Origin of the sequence: Acetobacter conturbans, from assembly GCF_011516755.1 — a bacterium.
Classification (GTDB): Bacteria; Pseudomonadota; Alphaproteobacteria; order Acetobacterales; family Acetobacteraceae; genus Acetobacter; species Acetobacter conturbans.
Map to the genome: position 1 here is coordinate 22,891 of NZ_WOSY01000002.1, position 17,690 is coordinate 40,580.

At 59.3% G+C, this 17,690-nt stretch carries 14 protein-coding genes; 10 read left to right on the plus strand and 4 right to left on the minus strand.

What is annotated here, in order from left to right; all coding sequences use genetic code 11:
* Window positions 1-16 precede the first annotated feature (16 nt).
* The 4 genes from GOB81_RS02165 to GOB81_RS02180 all read left to right on the plus strand — a co-directional run bounded on the left by GOB81_RS02165 (window position 17) and on the right by GOB81_RS02180 (window position 8,314).
* Entirely contained in the window at window positions 17-3,028 is a 3,012-nt protein-coding gene (locus tag GOB81_RS02165) for a glycosyltransferase (protein WP_173568746.1), read from the plus strand.
* A gap of 53 nt (window positions 3,029-3,081) precedes the next feature.
* Window positions 3,082-4,071 (plus strand): CgeB family protein, encoded by a 990-nt coding sequence (locus tag GOB81_RS02170; protein WP_173568747.1) that lies wholly within the window; start codon window positions 3,082-3,084, stop codon window positions 4,069-4,071.
* A 101-nt stretch (window positions 4,072-4,172) separates the two neighbouring features.
* Window positions 4,173-5,516, plus strand: a complete 1,344-nt coding sequence (lysA, locus tag GOB81_RS02175; protein WP_173568748.1) for a diaminopimelate decarboxylase — start codon at window positions 4,173-4,175, stop codon at window positions 5,514-5,516.
* Window positions 5,513-8,314 (plus strand): DUF4175 domain-containing protein, encoded by a 2,802-nt coding sequence (locus GOB81_RS02180; RefSeq protein WP_173568749.1) that lies wholly within the window; start codon window positions 5,513-5,515, stop codon window positions 8,312-8,314. The genes lysA and GOB81_RS02180 overlap by 4 nt, the downstream gene beginning before the upstream one ends.
* Window positions 8,315-8,406: 92 nt before the next feature.
* On the opposite strand, the gene GOB81_RS02185 is transcribed toward GOB81_RS02180, so the two are convergent.
* Together GOB81_RS02185 and GOB81_RS02190 are read right to left on the minus strand one after the other, a co-directional pair.
* Entirely contained in the window at window positions 8,407-9,099 is a 693-nt protein-coding gene (locus GOB81_RS02185) for a YfdX family protein (RefSeq protein ID WP_173568964.1), read from the minus strand.
* 188 nt (window positions 9,100-9,287) lie between these two features.
* Complete coding sequence (locus GOB81_RS02190) at window positions 9,288-10,082, minus strand: inositol monophosphatase family protein (RefSeq protein WP_408736889.1); 795 nt, start codon at window positions 10,080-10,082, stop codon at window positions 9,288-9,290.
* Window positions 10,083-10,261: 179 nt separating this feature from the next.
* Here GOB81_RS02190 and GOB81_RS02195 point away from each other — a divergent pair, with 179 nt between their 5' ends.
* The gene (locus GOB81_RS02195) at window positions 10,262-10,813 is read left to right on the plus strand and encodes a VOC family protein (protein ID WP_338421294.1); all 552 of its coding nucleotides are present in this window, start codon (window positions 10,262-10,264) and stop codon (window positions 10,811-10,813) included.
* A gap of 41 nt (window positions 10,814-10,854) precedes the next feature.
* Window positions 10,855-11,331, plus strand: a complete 477-nt coding sequence (locus tag GOB81_RS02200; protein WP_408736894.1) for a cupin domain-containing protein — start codon at window positions 10,855-10,857, stop codon at window positions 11,329-11,331.
* 51 nt (window positions 11,332-11,382) lie between these two features.
* Here GOB81_RS02200 and GOB81_RS02205 read toward each other — a convergent pair whose 3' ends face one another.
* Window positions 11,383-11,760, minus strand: coding sequence for a VOC family protein (locus tag GOB81_RS02205; protein WP_173568752.1), 378 nt, complete (start codon window positions 11,758-11,760; stop codon window positions 11,383-11,385).
* Window positions 11,761-11,906: 146 nt separating this feature from the next.
* On the opposite strand from GOB81_RS02205, the gene GOB81_RS02210 reads away from it, so the two are divergent.
* The 4 genes from GOB81_RS02210 (at window position 11,907) to GOB81_RS02225 (ending at window position 15,691) form a co-directional block, all read left to right on the plus strand.
* Window positions 11,907-12,605, plus strand: a complete 699-nt coding sequence (locus GOB81_RS02210; RefSeq protein ID WP_173568753.1) for an HAD hydrolase-like protein — start codon at window positions 11,907-11,909, stop codon at window positions 12,603-12,605.
* Window positions 12,606-12,764: 159 nt separating this feature from the next.
* The gene (locus GOB81_RS02215) at window positions 12,765-13,859 is read left to right on the plus strand and encodes a branched-chain amino acid aminotransferase (RefSeq protein WP_173568754.1); all 1,095 of its coding nucleotides are present in this window, start codon (window positions 12,765-12,767) and stop codon (window positions 13,857-13,859) included.
* 196 nt (window positions 13,860-14,055) lie between these two features.
* On the plus strand, window positions 14,056-14,778 hold the full coding sequence (locus GOB81_RS02220) for a Crp/Fnr family transcriptional regulator (protein WP_173568755.1): 723 nt from the start codon (window positions 14,056-14,058) through the stop codon (window positions 14,776-14,778).
* A 274-nt stretch (window positions 14,779-15,052) separates the two neighbouring features.
* The gene (locus tag GOB81_RS02225) at window positions 15,053-15,691 is read left to right on the plus strand and encodes a JAB domain-containing protein (RefSeq protein WP_242009998.1); all 639 of its coding nucleotides are present in this window, start codon (window positions 15,053-15,055) and stop codon (window positions 15,689-15,691) included.
* Between the two features lie 162 nt (window positions 15,692-15,853).
* On the opposite strand, the gene recJ is transcribed toward GOB81_RS02225, so the two are convergent.
* The gene (gene recJ, locus GOB81_RS02230) at window positions 15,854-17,686 is read right to left on the minus strand and encodes a single-stranded-DNA-specific exonuclease RecJ (protein ID WP_173568757.1); all 1,833 of its coding nucleotides are present in this window, start codon (window positions 17,684-17,686) and stop codon (window positions 15,854-15,856) included.
* Window positions 17,687-17,690: the final 4 nt, after the last annotated feature.

Sequence of the window (17,690 nt, forward strand, 5' to 3'; positions counted from 1 at the left end):
CGAGAACATCGACATCATGACGTCTGAAACGCAGGAAGTCGCCATTTTCGAATGGCTTGCTCCAGATGGTGGTCCTGCGCGCAGGACACCTGTCTGGCTGCGTTTTGACGAAACCTGGTATCGCTCAAGGTATCCACAGGCGGCGAAGGATCTTGTCGCCGGGGTGGGGTCCGATGCCCTCGGTCATTATCGGGCCGTCGGGCAGGTTAGGGGATATTCTCCCAACCGGTGGTTCGATGAAGGATGGTATCTCGCAACCTGCCCGGATGTCGTCGCTGCGGTGGAGGCCGGAACCTACCGCTCCGGGTTCATGCACTATGTGCAGGAAGGATACCGGGAGCGTTCGCCCCACTGGCTGTTCTCCGAAAAATACTACAGGACGCACACGCCGGATCTGACGGGTGCGGTTCTGAAGTCGGAAAATCTGGCGAATGGTTACGACCACTATCTGGCAGGTGGTGAATGCGATTTTCGCAGCGGCAGCCGTTTCTTCGATCCAGAGGTTTTTCGTCATTATACTTCGGGGTGTCACGATCTGCCGGGCCTCTCCGCCTTCGAGCAGTTTCTGGTCAATGCCGATGGCGTCGCTGATCGGACACGGGCATCGTGGTATTTCGATCCCGTCTGGTATCTCACTCGCTATCCCGATGTCGGGCAACTGATCGCGGAAAAGCGGGTTAGCGGTGCTCTCCATCATTACCTGACTCTCGGCGAACAGGCCGGATATTCCCCTCAGGCTGCCTTTTCGGAGGAGTTTTATCGCGAGAAATATCCCGATGTGAGTGCTGGCGTGGGGGCCGGACTGTTCCGTTCAGGATATGACCATTTCCTGACGGCCGGGGCATTTGAGGGGCGGCAGCCTGCCCCGGACGCCCCGCTGGCCGAATATGCCGCGCGGCCGATGGTGCGGGCCGATGTCGAGAGCGGGATATTCCGTGATCCCTTCGCGCACTGGGTGGCATCGCGGGAGCAGACGGACCGCGCACCCGACGACAGGTCAATCGACGAAGCCCATTCCAAGATGATGTTCGTGCGTGAGGCCGCCGGCCTGCTGGTGGAAGCCGGGCGACGCACGCTGGATTTCAGCCGCACCGAGCCGCCAACCGTGAGCGTGATCATGGTGCTGCATAACCAGTTTCCCCTGACGATGATGGCGCTGGCCTCTCTGCGCGACTGTTTCCCGGGTTCTCTGGAACTCATCGTCATTGATTCAGGATCGAGGGACGAGACCGTTCGTCTTGAACAGTATGTTACAGGTGCGAAAATCCGGCATCTGGATTACAATGCGAGCTTCCTGCTGTCCTGCAACATGGCGCTGGACATGGTGTCTGCCGATGCGGTGCTCTACCTCAACAACGACGTCAAACTTGCCCCCGGCGCTGTGCAGATCGCGCTCGACCGGCTGGCGTCCGACGGGCGCATCGGCGCTGTTGGCGGCAAGATCATCCGGACAAACGGCCTCCTGCAGGAGGCTGGCTCGATCATCTGGCGCGATGGCGGCGCGTATGGCTATCTGCGCGATCGCGACCCGAACTGTCCCGAGGCCAATTTTGTCCGGGACGTTGATTATTGCTCGGGCGCGTTCCTGCTGACATCCACATCGCTCGCCCGGTCCCTGAACGGCTTCGATACCGCTTATGCACCTGCCTATTTCGAGGAATCGGATTACTGCGTACGCCTGATTCGCAACAGTTATCGGGTGGTCTACGATCCCTCCGTAGTCATTGAGCATCTGGAGTTCGGCTCCTCGACATCGGCGGCTTCCATGGCGCTGATGCAGCGGAATCGTCGGATTTTCGTGACCAAACAGGCGGAATTCCTCCGTAACCAGTATCCGGCACATCTGGGCAATGCTGTTCTGGCGCGGTCCCGTCCCGCGAAGGGTCCTCGTGTCCTGTTCATTGAGGATCGCGTTCCGCTGCGCAGTCTTGGCTCCGGTTATGTCCGGTCCAACGATATTGTGCGGAGTCTTGTCCGACAGGGATGCGCCGTGACCGTGTTCCCGGTGGACGCCCATTATCATTCTCTCAGTCGGCTTTACGGAGATTTCCCGGATACGGTGGAAGTTCTTTTCGACCGGTCGGCCGAGGATCTGGATAGCTTTCTGGAGGAAAGGGCTGGGGCATTCGATCTCGTCTGGATCGGGCGGACGCATAATCTCGCACGCCTGCGGCCTCTTCTCGATGAAAACAGCCGTTACCTGCCGGGCACGCGCTTCATTCTCGATACGGAAGCGGTCGTCACGCCGCGTCTGCAACTGCGGGACGACGTGCTGGGCCTAACGAAGGGCAGGGACGGCCATCGTCCGCAGGATCTGGACGAAGCACTCCGCGCCGAATTCGAATGCGCCTATTTCTGCCAGCAGGTCGTTGCCGTCACCGGACAGGATGCGGCACTCGTCAGGCGGGCAGGGCACCAGAATGTCGCTGTGCTGGGACATTCGGTGCGCCCTCGGCCCACTCCGGCCTCTTTCGCGGAAAGGCAGGGGCTGCTGTTCGTCGGTTCCATTGTTGACGAACATTCTCCCAACCTTGATTCGCTGTTGTGGTTCGCCCGCGAGGTCATGCCACGCCTGCGGGATACGTTAGGGAGTGAAGTCAGGCTGACAGCCGTGGGCTCCCGGTCCCGCAAGGTCGATCTTTCGACCCTGTATGAACTCGATGGCATCGACATCATCGGGGAGGTTGATGAGCTGGAGCCGTTTTACAATACCCGTCGTGTGTTTGTCGCACCGACGCGGTTCGCGGGCGGCATCCCTTACAAGATCCATGAAAGCGCTGCTTTCGGCCTGCCTGTGGTCGCAAGCGATCTATTGATCGGGCAGCTCGGCTGGACGGAGGGCCGGGATATCCTGTCGGGTGGTGCGCCGGATGCCCAGGCTTTTGCCGCTGCGGTGACCAGACTTTATCAGGATGAAGCGCTGTGGTCCGGCATTCGGGACGCAGCGCTGCGCCGTATCGAAGAAGATTGCGACCCGGCCCGGTTTGACGCCGCAGTCGCGTCCGTGCTGGAAGGTGCCCGCCGATGAAGCGTCGCGCCGCTAATAAAACGAACTGAGCCCGAAGAAACTGGAGAAACGGCATGGCAAAGACGAGCGAATATTCCGGGCGGGTTCTGATCTGCAGCGGAGGGCGTTTTGAATCGCAGGCGAATACGCAGATCCGTGAGTCGATCATGGCTGGCTGGGGTGAGTGCTTCGGCGAAGAGAATGTAACGGCTGCCAACATCAGTGGTGCAGCCGCGGCAATCAGGTTTCTTAAACCCACCGTCGTGTTCGGTGTCGGTTCCTATCTGCCGGAAAGCACCTATTTCGGTGAGGTTTGCCGGGAGGCGAAGAAAATCGGCGCTGCGACGGTCTTCTGGGCTACGGAAGATCCCTACGAGCAGGACGCGAACTATCGTATCACCCACGATTTCGATGCGATTTTTTCCTGCGAACGCTGGGGGTCGAACTTCTACACCCGTGACAAGGTCTGGCATCTGCCTCTCGCTGCCTGTCCCAAGCTGCATTACCGCCCCATCGACGAGACCATCGAGCGCACGATCGATGTCCTGTTCTGCGGTGTGGCCTTCACGAACCGCAAGGACATCGTCCGTGGCCTGCTGCCGACCCTGCGTAACCTGAACATCAAGATCATCGGACCGGGCTGGGGTGAGCTTGGGATCGGCTTTTCGGATGCGCGTCTGGAGAAGGAGCAGCTTGTGCAGTTCTACCAGCGTTCCAAGCTGGTCTTGAACCTCGGACGCAGCCTCAGCTTCGAGAACAAGCGCTTCATGATTTCGCCGTCCACGCCGGGACCGCGCACCTTTGAGGCTGCGGCTGCGGGCGCATTGCAGGTGTTCCACGAAGATACCTATGAAATCCGCCGCTACTACACGAAGCATGAAATTCCTTCATTCTCGAACCGCAAGGACTTCGATCAGCTGATCGAAACCTATCTAGAGAATGATGCCCTGCGTCTGGAAACGACCCGGAAAGCACAGGCACGGACAATGGCGGATCACACATACGGCCATCGCATCCGACATGCGCTGGGCATTCTGAAGGAGAACGGAATCCTCGCCAGCTGAGACTGGAAGGGCTTTCATCTCCGAAAAATCCAGCCTGTCCTGTCTCGTGACAGGGCAGGCTTTTCATTGGCAACTCCCTGTTGAGCCGGTAACGTGTCGTCATGGCTGACCCGATCGATTTCTATACGCCCGACCCCACTGTTCGCGAACTTCTGGCGACCCATCCGAACCTGTCTCTTGATGTTCTCAGTGGGCTGATGCTCGACGGCGTGCCGCTGACCGCAATCGCGGAAGAGGTCGGAACGCCATGCTGGGTCATCAGTGCCGACACGCTGAGAAAAAGAGCCGCGCAGTTGCTGGGCGCGATGAAGGGCGCCGGATTGTCCGTGTCCGCCCACTTCGCGGTGAAGGCCAATGGTCATCTGGCCGTGCTGAAAATCCTTGCGGAAAGCGGAATGGGAGCCGACGTGGTCAGCGGCGGCGAACTGCTTCGGGCGCGTAAAGCGGGCATTCCGGCGTCGCGGATTGTGTTTTCGGGGGTCGGCAAGACAGACGCGGAACTGCGTCTTGCTCTTGAAGAAGATATTGCCCAGATCAACGTCGAGAGCGCCGAAGAACTTGAAGTGCTGTCTGGCGTGGCGGCCTCGCTGGGCCGGGAGATCGACGTTGCGCTGCGTGTAAACCCGGACGTGGATGCAAAGACGCACGCGAAGATTACCACGGGCGTGGCGGGCAATAAATTCGGCATTCCATACGACGAGGCTCTGGGGCTTTACCGGCAGGCACAGGCGCTTCCGGGACTGAAGCCGGTCGGTTACGCCGTGCATATCGGCAGCCAGATCCTGACCATGGAACCCTACCGAGCCGCTTATGCGCGCATTGCCGAACTCGTGCGGGCGACGCGCGCAGCGGGCATGGCAGTGTCCGTGGTCGATTGCGGCGGCGGTCTCGGCATCTGTTATCGAGACGAAGGCGCTGGATCGCCTCAGGCGCTGGCAGGTGCGATGCGATCAGAGCTGGGCGATCTGGATGTGCGACTGGCGATCGAGCCGGGGCGCTGGATCGCGGCGCCCGCCGGTGTCCTTCTCGCAAGCGTGATTCTGCGAAAAGCGGTGACCGGTGGTGAGCCCTTCATCATCCTCGATGCCGCCATGAACGATCTGTTGAGACCTTCCCTGTATGACGCATGGCATGGAATTCTGCCTCTCTCGGCGCATGATGCCGGTCTCGCACCCGAGGCGGCGGCCATTGTCGGCCCCGTTTGTGAAAGTGGCGACATGTTCGCCCGCAATCGTCAGTTGCCGCCCTTGCAGCGGGGCGCTCGTGTCGCCCTGCTCGATGCCGGTGCCTATGGTTCCGTGATGAGTTCTACCTACAATGCCCGACCGCTGGCGGCGGAAGTCCTCGTGGATGGGGATCGATGGTCGGTGATCCGGCCCCGGCAGAGCGTGGAGAGCCTCTGGGCCTCTGAAGTCATGCCCGACGGGGTTCGCGTCGAAGCATGAGCGGCGCACGCCCGGAACAGGCTGGGGGTGGCATTCCACCCACCGGGATATCTCCGGAAGCAAGCCTCGCCGCCGCGCGTAAACAGGCTGGCATGGTCATTGCCATCGAGCGGGTGGGTGGCCGTCTCGCGCCAGTAGCATCTGTCGTTGGTGTCTATTGCATCGCTGGTTTTTTGCGCATTCCGCAGAATTTGCCTGACTGGCTGCATGGAGTGGTGGAGGTCAGTGCACTCGGCCTGACCGTATGGCTTGGGCGACGCGGATTACAGGGTTACGCACCGGCTTCACGAGCAGACGCCGATCGCCGGATCGAACAGGCTTCAAACCTGCGTAACCGGCCACTGGCGGCTCTCGCCGATCAGTCCGCAGGCATCGGCTCCGGCATGTTGTGGAGTGCCTATCAGGAGCGGCTGCTGGCCTCTCTCGGTCATCTGCGAGCCGGATGGCCGCGACTGTCGGAACTGCGGCATTCACGAGTCACTCTCGTTATGGCAGCCGTTCTTGTGGGGACGGCTGTATGGGCTGGGCCTCATGCACCCGGACGCCTCGTGGCTGCGTTCGTGCCCGGCCTCGATGATCCGGATGTGCCGTTTCCTCATGTGGAAGCCTGGATCACCCCACCGTCCTATGCGCCATCGGCCCCGGTCTTTCTGGCGGATGGCACGGCGCATGTTGCTCCCGTGCCCCAAGGCTCGATGCTGGTTTCGACGGTCACCGGCCTGCGTTCGGCACCGCATCTGAATGGCGGTTTCACGGACGAAACGGTGCAGCCGCTGGGTGAACATTCCTGGCGAATGCAGGCGGTTCTCAATGAGTCCGGTTCTTTCGTCGTTCGCAGCCGGGGGCGTACGATAGCGGAGTGGCCCCTGACGGTGACGCCGGATGGTGTGCCACAAGTTGCGTGGGGCAAGAATCCCGGCGGTGAGAAGGGAGGACGGCGGACACGCCTGCCTTACGAAGCGCGACATGCTTACGGCATCGGCGCTCTCACCGTGGAAATGAAACTGACGCATCCGGGTTTTTTGACGAAGAACCGTATCCTGCGTGTGCCGATCCCTGTTGCAGGACATCCGGTTGAGGCGAAGGGTGTCGCCAGTCCCGATCTGTCCGACGATCCGTGGGCTGGAGAGGAGGTCTCCGCGACACTGGTGGCGACAAGTGTCAGCAAGAAGGAAGCACGCAGTCCGGTCGTGACATTCCACCTCGGGTCCCGAACGTTTCGCTCTCCCGTAGCAAGGGCGGTGCTGGATCTGCGAAAACGTCTCGCGCTTGGAGATGAAAACCGTGACGTCGCTGCGGACGATCTCGCGGCCATTGGTGAAACGCCCGGACCCATCGCGCGGAATACCGGGACGTTCCTCAATCTGACCGCTATCGTGGCGCTCCTGAACGACCATGATGTAGGCGATGATGATGCCCGTGAGCAGGCCGTGGGACGCCTGTGGGATCTGGCACTGGATATCGAAGACCAGTTGCACGGTGGCAGGGACGCTGCCCAAGCTTCCATCGATGTGCGTGCCGCGCAGGAAGCCGTTTCCGCGCAGCTTAAACATATGCGGGAGGACAATGCGCATGGTTCGGAGGATCAGGCGGAACTGAAACGCCGCATGGAAGCTCTGCGTCAGGCCATTGCCCGGAAGATGCAGATGCTGGCTGAGCAGGCCATCAGGGAAGGGTCCGCGATTCCAAATCTGCCGGGCCTGACAAAATCCGGCGACCGCGCCTTCCAGAAACTTATGGAACGTCTGCAAAGCGATGCAGCGGAAGGCCATGAGGAGGGCGCGATGGACAAGCTGCAACAGCTTGAGGATTCCATCGAAAAGATGCGGAATGCGACACCGCAGGACATGGCGCAACTGGCTCAGCAGATGGTGGCGCAGCAGAAGCTCAAGGAGCAGGCCGAAGGGCTTGGAGACCTCATCAAGCAGCAGAGCACGTTGCTTGACCGCACGCAGTCCCGTTCCGACCGTGAAAAACGACGTCAGGGACAGGCTGAAGAGAATGCAGCGCCGCCAGCGGGTGGGGAAGGCGACCTCTCGACGATGTCGACTGCGGACCTGCTCCGGCGTCTCGGCCTGCTTCCTCCGCAGGATACAGGCAGTGGGCAGTCCGCTCCGCCGCAAGGAGACAACGGCAGCGCCGAACAACAGCCTCCTCAGGCGACCCCGGGAACGCAACAGCAGCCGACTCAGAGCGGTGATAAGGCTGCGGACAGTTCCGGCGATGCGGATCAGCAACGCGCCGATGCTGCCGGACAGCATGCGCTCATGCGCGCGACGGAAGAACTTGGCAGTGAGTTCAAGCAGCTTTCCGGAAAGGATGTCCCGGCCTTCAGCAAGGCCGCGAAGGACATGAAGGACGCGCGGCACGCTCTGGCTGAAGGCAATGAGGGGGATGCGGTCAAGTCCGAGACTTCAGCGCTAAAGGATCTTCAGCAGGGTCGCAATCAGATGCGTCAGTCCCTGCAAGGAAAGGGCGGCGGTTCGGGGGGCACGAGTTTTCTGCCTTCGTTTGGTGGCGAAGGGCAGGGAGGCGAAGGCCAGTCCGGAAGCGGCGATGAAGGCGGCGATAACGAAGACGGGCAGAACGGCGGTGAGCAAAATGCCGATCATGATCCGCTTGGCCGGGCGCTGGGGGAAGGTCCGGACAATACGCCCAGCACAGGGGACCACCTGCCTGATACGGTGAGCCGCGAGCGGGCTCACGCCATTGAGGAAGAACTGCGTCGCCGGGATTCTGACAGAACGCGACCGCGAGAAGAACTCGACTATCTCGACCGACTGCTGAAATCGTTCTGATTGAACAAATGGGCCTCCTGAACCGGAAACGCTCCCGGTTCAGGAGGAAAAAGCGCCTTCCGTCAGGAAAGCGCTTTCGTTGAGTGTGGTCTTTATTTCGCCGACGTAGCCGCTGGAGCAGATGCCGCGGCAGGAGCTGCTGCCTTCGCCGGAGCAGCCTGAGCGTCCAGCACGTCGTCATCGACGAACACGAGGCTGTTCAGGGCCTGATCGACCGCTGTCAGAGCGTCCTTGGGGTTACGACCTTCGGTGAAGACCTGTGCGCGGGCAATGGCACCTTTGGTCTGGTTCAGCGGGGCCAGGGCCACGATGAAATCGACCTGATCGTCAACAACCTGCATGGACTGCGCCGCCTGCTGGGTATTGCCTGCTTTCAACTGGCCGTTCGCAGCAGCAACAGCAGCCTTTTTCTCAGGTGCCAACGTTTCGGTCTCTACAAATTCGCCGCCAACGGGAATCCACGTCTCCTGCTGTGTGGATGCGACGTGATCGGGTGAGGCCGGATGCTGAGGCGAGCGGGCAAGAGATGCTTCCGCACTCATCAGTTTGTTGTTGGCTTTGTTGGCCGCGTCGAACTGCTTTTCCGCATCGTAGAGGAGAGGAATGGCCTGTTCGGTTTTGCCGGCAGCCAGCAGGTCATGCGCCTGAAGCAGATCACCGAAAGCGCGCTGACCATCGGCAGAAACGTGCTTGAGGGCGCGACCGGCCTTGAACTTCTCCCAGGCCGTATGGACGGATGCGGCCTGCGCGAATGTCGGCGCAACGGCAATGCCCGCTGCCAGCATGAAAGAAAGTGCAGTTTTCTTCACAGTATAAAACTCCTTTTCGTCACCGGAGATGACGCCCGGCGCACGCTATCGCGTGAAATAGTCTCTGCAAACCCCATAGGGAGGCTCTGCAGAGTCATTTAGCAATATTACGACACATTTAAAGGGCTGTTTACCGGATAATCCTCGGATCATCCGGCGTGCCTTTAAGTAAGGGGAATACCCACCGCTTCCGAGAGAGCCTCAGCAATGCCTGGCGCCACAGCCAGAATTGTGCCCCCGCCAGTCAGGCCACCATCCCGGAGGAAAGGCGACACGCATGCTCCGGCCTCGGCAAGGATGGGGAGCGCTCCAGCCACATCCCAAAGATTGATGACGATCTCGATGTAACCGTCGAGACGACCGCAGGCCACATCCGTCAGGGCGAGCGCACCAGACCCACCGGAACGCGGCATGGCACCAAGGTCGAGGATAGCCCCGATCTTGTCCATGAAGACCCCCTTGGGAACCCGATTGCTCCAGCCCATCTCGATCATCGCACTCCGTGGATCGGTGACCGGTGAAGCCTTGATCGGCGTGCCGTTCAGGAAAGCGCCTTTGCCGATCAGCCCCGTGTAGGTTTCGCCGAGCGCAGGCGCGCAGACCACACCCGCCACGGGCCGATCTTCTTCCAGCAGCCCCAGCGATACGCACCAGCGATTGCGTCCCCGTGCGAAATTGGATGTGCCGTCAATCGGATCCACCACCCAGCGCAGGCTGCCGCCGCGTGTCGCACCTTCTTCCTCGCCCTGAAAGCCGTCCTCAGGAAACAGGATGCTCATGCGCTGCGAGATGAAGGCCTCGACTGCCCCATCTGCTTCCGTCAGCCAGTCCTGTGCGGATTTCTGTATGCCAACCGGGCCCCCCGGCGGCGGTCTCATGGACAGGGCAAGACGGGCTGCGTCATCTACAACGGCGCGAGCCGCCTCAAGGCGGCGCTCAAGGGCTGCGGTCATCGGCATAGTTTCCGGCGGTAAGGCCGGTCTCCTTGTCGGGCAGGGCGACGAAATGACACCCTCTCTTATCTTGAGACCAGATAGGCGCGGGTCATCACGGAAGTCGAGGGCATGGGAGGTCTTCAGCGGGAACCACCCGTGAAGGCGCCCGTTCTTTTCATCAACGGAACGAAGGAGAGATTAGGGTGACAGGCTCAAATGACCACTCGGGTTTGCCTCGTGGCATCGACCATGTTGGCGTCACGGTTCCCAATATTGATGACGCTCTCCGGTTTCTTGAAGAGGCATTCGATGCCGTGCCGCTTTATCGGAATGTCACCCCGGATCATCCGCAGAAAGGCCCCGAAACAGAAAAGATCCTCGATCTCGTGAAAGGGACAGTAGTGCGCGAGATGTGCATGGTGGCGCTGGGAGAGGGCCCCTGCATCGAACTGTTCGAGATGCACGGGCCTGCTCAGCATCCCGCCGCACGCCCGTGTGATTTCGGGCTCCAGCATTTCGCTGTTTATGTCGATGACATCGAAGCAGCGTGCAGACGTTTCACCGCTGCAGGTGGGGTATTGCTGACTGATCCGCAAAAACAGCCTTCGCTGGAAGAAGGGCCGGGAAACCTCTTCCGCTACGGTCGCGCCCCCTGGGGCATGGTCATCGAACTGCTGTCAACGCCGAGCCGCGGGCGTTTCGATGCGGTGTCTCCGGAAAAGCGCTACCAGCCACCACCGAGGGACGCCGTCTGATGCGAGGGCTTTTTCTTGCCGGACTGACTCTGGCTCTTGGAATGAGCGGGGCTGCATGGGCCTCTGATGCAACGTCCCCGACACCGACAATGTGGTACTGGCATAACTGGACCGATCATGACGGCGTCAGTCATATGACGAAATGCCCGTTGCGGGACTTCGATCTCAAAACGATGTCGAAACCGGCCGACCCGCAATGGCAGGACAGGCTGAAGCAGGGACCGGCACAAATTATCTTTACCGTTCAGCCCGCGCACTGGAACGGCTCATGGCACCCGGACCCCAAAGTGCAATGGATCATTCCACTCAAAGGGTCATGGTATGTGACGGCGATGGATGGTCACAAAGTGATCATGGGGCCGGGAGAGGTTTCTCTGGGGGAGGATCAGCTCAGCCGGAAAGACACGCAGGGGAAGGTCGGACATTATGCGGGTAATGTCGGAGACGATCCCGTGGAACTGATGGTCGTCCAGACGGACGAAACCCCGACGCAGGATAAGCCCTGCCGGTTCAGGTAAAATCACGATCCGGGGCGATCGACACTTTGCGAGCACCCCGGAAACGCGGTTTTACATCTTGAGCAGAGCGCAGAGCTTGTTGCCGTCCGGATCGCGCAGATAGGCGAGATACATAGCGCCTAACGCACCCTTGCGGATTCCCGGTGGGTCTTCGATCTGCTGACCACCATTCTCTCCACCAGCTTTCCACCAGGCGTCGATCTTTTCCGGTGTTCCGATGGCGAAGCCGATGGTGGTGCCGTTGCCTGCTGTCGCCGGCTCACCGTTGAGTGGCTTGCTGATCATGAGACGACCGCCGTCATAAATATATAAAAGACGGCCCTTTGCATCGAGTTCGCCCGGTGTTCCACCGATCGTCGTGAAAATCGCATCGTAGAACTTGCGGGAGCGTTCGATATCGTTGCTGCCAAGCATGATGTGGCTGAACATGCAGAAATCTCCTCCTTCGCGCGATATGCGCGGCACTGACTGGAGGCATCAAAACCGCCCGCCGTTCGTGGACTATAAACCGGCTCAGAACCGGCACAAGGCGGCTTGCGTTGACGGGCGGTGAAAGAGCGTACCAACATGCGCTCATGACATTTCATCCCCTGACCGGGTCTTCGGTCCTCTTTGATCTCGATGGCACGATCATCGATTCCCGCACCGGCATCATCGCCACGATCCGGCAGGTGCTTGAAGAGATGGGGCACACGCCCGATCCTGCCCATGATCTGAACTGGGTGGTCGGGCCACCGCTCCGGGATCTGATCGGCGAAATTCTCAGCCATTACGGCGATGACCGGTGCGAAGAGGCGATGGTTTGCTATCGCAAGCATTATGAAGCCGAGGGTATGCACAAAACCCCCGTTTTCTCCGGCATGCGTGAAGCCATCACCGAGATCGGAAAGGCTGGGGCCACGCTCTACATTGCCACCTCAAAGCCAAAAACACTGGCGCGCGCTATTCTTGAACGTAACGGGCTTCTAGGACATTTCCGGGAGGTCTATGGTGCGCGGCCGGACGACAGCGGAGCGGAAAAGCCTGAACTGATCGCTTCCGTGCTCTCTGATCATGGAATTGAAAAACATCACGCCATCATGATCGGTGATCGCCGCTTCGATATCTCGGGCGCACACGCTAACAACATCCGTGCGCTGGGTGTGTCATGGGGATATAGCGGCGAAGGCGAGCTTCTCGATGCCGCCCCGGAGGCAATCGTGAGCGTTCCCACCGATCTTGCGGAGCTGGTAACGGTGCAGTTGCAAGCGGCTCTTCGGCACGTTCATGCGTGATCTCATGCCCGTCGAGGGGTGATTTCGGAGCGGCGGGCAGATTTGCGTGGTGGCCGGATTGCCGAAACGCTCAATTTCCGGTCAAAGTGTCGCCCCACAAGGGCCATATGGCCAACAAGCACAAGCAGGAAGCCTCAGAAGAGGCAGGAGAAGCAGGCCGTGAGCAGCGCCGAGGACCTTCAGTTCACCATCCTTCCGCACCCCAATCCCACTTCGCCGGAAAAGCGCGCGGAGCTCATGGCCAATCCGGCGTTCGGGCGTATTGCAACTGACCACATGGTTCTGATCCGCTACAAGGAAGGAGAGGGCTGGCATGATGCGCAGGTTCTGCCGCGCGGGCCGCTCACCCTGGATCCTTCCGCTGCCGTCCTGCATTATGCGCAGGAAATCTTCGAGGGCATGAAGGCATTCCGGACGGCGGATAACGGCATCGCCATCTTCCGCCCGGACGCCAACGCGCGGCGTTTCCGTTCGTCGGCGGATCGTATGGCGATGCCCCTGATTCCGGAAAACCTGTTCATCCGCGCTGTGGACGAGCTTGTGAAAGCCGATCAGGACTGGGTGCCGTCGGGTGAGAATGCGAGCCTCTACATTCGGCCGTTCATGTTCGCCAACGATGCTTTTCTCGGCGTAAAGCCTGCTTCCGAGTATATGTTCCTCGTCATTGCCGCGCCGGTGGGAGCGTATTTCAGCGCCGGAGCGGTGACGGTGTGGGTTTCGGAGACCTACACGCGCGCTGCGCCGGGCGGCACAGGCGCAGCAAAATGCGGCGGCAATTACGCAGGTTCGCTGCTTGCTCAGGCCGAAGCCAAGGATCACGAGTGCGATCAGGTCGTGTTTCTCGATGCCGTGCATCATCGCTTCATCGAAGAGATGGGCGGCATGAACATCTTCTTCGTGTTCAATGACGGTTCGATCAGTACGCCGGCTCTGACAGGCACGATCCTGCCGGGCATCACACGGGATTCGATCCTCACCATCGCCCGCGAGAAAGGCCTGACGGTGCGTGAAGAGCCTTATGCCATCGATCAGTTGCTTGAGGACGCGCAGTCCGGCCGTCTGGTGGAAACCTTCGCCTGCGGTACGGCTGCTGCCATTTCGCCGATCGGCGTCGTGCGGACGAAGAATGGCGAAGTGAAGATCGGCAACAGGGACGGGGCTGGCCCCGTGACGGAATCGCTGCGTGAAGTTCTGCTGGGCACGCAGCGTGGCCGTGTTGCGGATACGCATGGGTGGGAACATCGCGTTCTCTGAAAGCGTGTCCCATAGTCGATCCGGAAGGTGAGGCGGCCTGACACGTTCAGGCCCCTTTTCTTTCAGCGACGCTGTCCACCTTATGTTTCTCCGGGCAAGAGGCGAAGAGGCCCCGTCTGTGGACCGGAAAAACGAACTTCCGTCGTGATTATGGACGCAAACCGCGTCATCATGCCGCATTGTCACAGCAGGCCTCATGCAGATTCTCGCCGGACCTCTCCCGCCACTTCATATTCGCGCTGTCGGCGACTGGCCTGCTGATCGTATTGATCCCGACGGCTATCTGCTCCTTGCAGACGAAATGCAGAAACAACTGGCCCTGATTGCCTCACAGGTTGTGTATCTGCCCAAGGAGAATATTTTCACGCAGGCCACTGTCGCGAAATATATTTATCTCATCTGCAAGGGAACGGTGCGGGTTTCACATCAGCTTGAGGATGGCAGAAGTCAGGTCGTTGCCTTTTACAATGCCGGTGATCCGTTCGGCCTGCAGGAGAGCGGCGTCTATCTCAACTCTGCCGACGCCCTGACCGAGTGCTACCTGGTGCGTGTGCCGCTGGAGCAACTCCATTCCCTGTGTGACCGCGAGCCGCGACTGCAGAAAGTTTTCCTAGTGGGAGCCATGGCACAACTGCGCATGTCGCAGCGCCATCTTCTGCTGGTCACGCATCAACGGATCATCAAGCGGATTGCCGGTTTTCTCCTGGAATGCAGTTGCCAGATGGAAGGTTTCGACGCCCGGCAAAGCGTGCTCACGCTGATCATGGATCGTACGGATATCGCCGATTATCTCGGTACTTCCATCGAAACGGTCAGCCGGACGCTGGGGAAACTGGAAGAGCAGAAGCTTGTCAGGCGTCTGGATGCGCGCAGGCTGCAGCTTGATATTCCGGGATTGCAGCGTGTCCTGCAGCAGTAATGCATATTGAGACGAAACTATAAAATAAACGCTATTCTATTTATGTGATTTCCATAAAAAAATAGACCATCTGTATTGTAAGTAATACTTTTTCACCTATGGGCAATGAATATTTTCGTGTCTAGTTTCTCTGTCACTACCATGCCATGGGGAGTGACGGATGAACGACGGATTTTCCGATGCTGGTTTTGTAAAAAATCCTGGCATAAGCTCGGAGACCCTTATTCCCGCAGCCACTAGAGCGCTGAGGGACTTCGGCAGACAACCCGATGGGATGGCCGGACTCTTTGCCGATCCTCCCGATATTGATGACAACGCAGCGATGGCAACGCTCATTCGTCTTGCAATGCCCAAAAATGAAGAACCAGCCTTACTGGCACAGGCCCTTCTGGGACGCTTTGGATCGTTTTCCGCCACTCTGGCGGCCTCGCCTCAGGCATTACGTTCCGTGGCGGGCGTCGGCCCCTATCTTCTGTCCGCGCTAGCTGTTTTTCGTGAAACCGGCGTGCGATTACGGCGCGCGGAACTGACAGACTGTGAAATCCTGTCAGACCGAAAAACCCTCTATGCTTACTTATCCGCCGTTCTGTCGCGGGAAGTGATCGAGCAGTTTCATATTCTCTTTCTTGCAGAGAACGGGCGCCTGATTGCGGACGAGGCGCAGGCGCGCGGGACCGTCAATCACACGCCTGTCTATCCCCGGGAGGTCGTGAAACGCGCTCTTGAACTGAAGGCCCATGCTCTTGTGCTGGTCCATAATCACCCGAGTGGAGATCCGACGCCTTCTCCCGATGATCTGACAATGACGAAAAACGTCGCATCGGCTGCGGCTATTTTGGGAATAGAAGTGAAAGACCATGTGATCGTGGGGAATGGTCAATGGTTGAGCTTTGCAGAAAAGGAACTGCTGTAGGGTGAACATCAGGAAAGCTGTTCGCCTGAAGCCGATGTAAAAACGGAAGACCGGTCTCTATAAGTGCTGCTTTTTGCAAGAAGCAGCATGAGAGTGGAGCGACAACGCACAGTAGAGGTGCAGTTCCACTTTTTTACAAAACGACGCGGATGAACAAGCCGTTTATCCGGCTCGCGCGATATCCCTGATGAAAAAACTCGTCGTTTCCCGGCCCTGCCATGTGTCAGTTCGCAGCCAGCCTGCAATATTCAGGCTCGGTCGGGAGAGGTCTTCCAGCACATCAAGCACAGTGTCATTTTTGATGTTGAACATGACCCCATTGAGCTTGCGATTACCTTCGCCGGACAGGGTGACGCGGATGGAACGCTTGTTCGCACCCATACGGAAAAAACGGTCAACCTTGACCCGTTCGATCGCCAGCAGCGGTTCTTCGTTGCCCTGCCCGAAAGGTGCCAGAACACCGAGAGCCTGCGCGAGTTCAGGACTTGCGGCACTGGTGGGAATCACGGCATCCACCGGGAGGAAAGGCTTTTTCGGATAGGCACCGGCGGCTTCGAACCGCACATTCAGAAAGTCATGGAAAGCCGGAAGGTTTTTACGTGAGAGTGTGAAGCCGCAGGCAGCGGTGTGGCCTCCAGCCGCGACCAGCAGACCGTGTTCCTTCGCGGCGATGACAGCGGCACCCACGTCAAAACCGGGGATCGACCGTCCAGATCCCTTGAGCATCCCGTGTTCGTCTTCGCTGGCGACGAATGTCGGCCGATTGAATTCTTCCTTGATGCGGCTGGCAACGATACCGACGACACCCGCATGCCAGTCATTGCTGGTGACAAGAAGCGCCGCATTCCCAGTTTCAAACTGCAAGGCGGCCTGAGTCATTGCCGCATCCAGAATATCGGCTTCGACATCCCGCCGCTTGCGGTTGATGTCATTGAGGCGTTCAGCCATCTGCCGGGCTTCGAGTTCCGTCTCTGCGGTCAGGACACGAAAGCCAAGGTCGGATTCAGCGATACGGCCACCTGCATTGATGCGGGGACCAATGGCAAAACCACAGGTAAAAGCAGTTGGTTTCTCATGCACGCTGGCGACATCCATGAGCAGACGCAGCCCTGTACGGTTTCTCTGTCCCATCACCCGCAATCCCTGATGCACGAAGGCGCGGTTCAGATCGCGAAGCGGCATCACGTCGCAGATCGTGGCAAGAGCGACGAGATCGAGGCAGGCTAGCAGATCGGGTTCGGGACGCTCAGCTCCGAAATAGCCACGCTGGCGAAGTTCGCGTGTGGTGGCGATCAGCGTTACAAACGTCAGCGCCGCTGCGCAGAGATGGTTGAGACCCGAGGCGCAGTCAGGTTGGTTTGGGTTAACCAGAGCATGGATGTCGGGCAGCGCCAGCTCGGCCTTGTGATGATCAATAACAATGACATCTGCCTTGTTTTCAAGGCAGGCCAGAATGGAGGCCGCGGCGGTACCGCAGTCGAGGCAGACGACAAGAGAAGCATTACGCTCGGCGAGGCCCAGAAGAGCCCCTTCATTGGGGCCGTAGCCTTCCTTCATGCGATCCGGAATGTGAACATGAACCGGACAGTCGAATGAGCGCAGAAAAGACGCCAGCAGCGCGGACGAACAGGCACCATCGACGTCGTAGTCGCCAAGAATGCCGACAGTTTCGCCTTTTTCAACGGCGAGAGCGAGACGTGCCGCAGTCTTGTCCATGTCCTTCAAACAGGAAGGATCAGGCAAAAAGGCACGCAGGCGTGGGGCAATGAAGGCTGTCGCCAGTTCCGGTTTCAGGCCGCGCATTGCCATGACACGGGCGACAATCTCGGGGATGTCGCAGGACTGGGCAATGGCGCTTCCAATGCGGAGTGTGCGATCGTCAGTTGCCCCCTCACGCCATACCCATCGGTGACCCGTCAGACTTTGCGTTACGCCAAGAACAGCCTCAGGCAGCACGGCAAGGTCGGTTGCGGTCTCGTGATGGGCTTCAGGCATGATT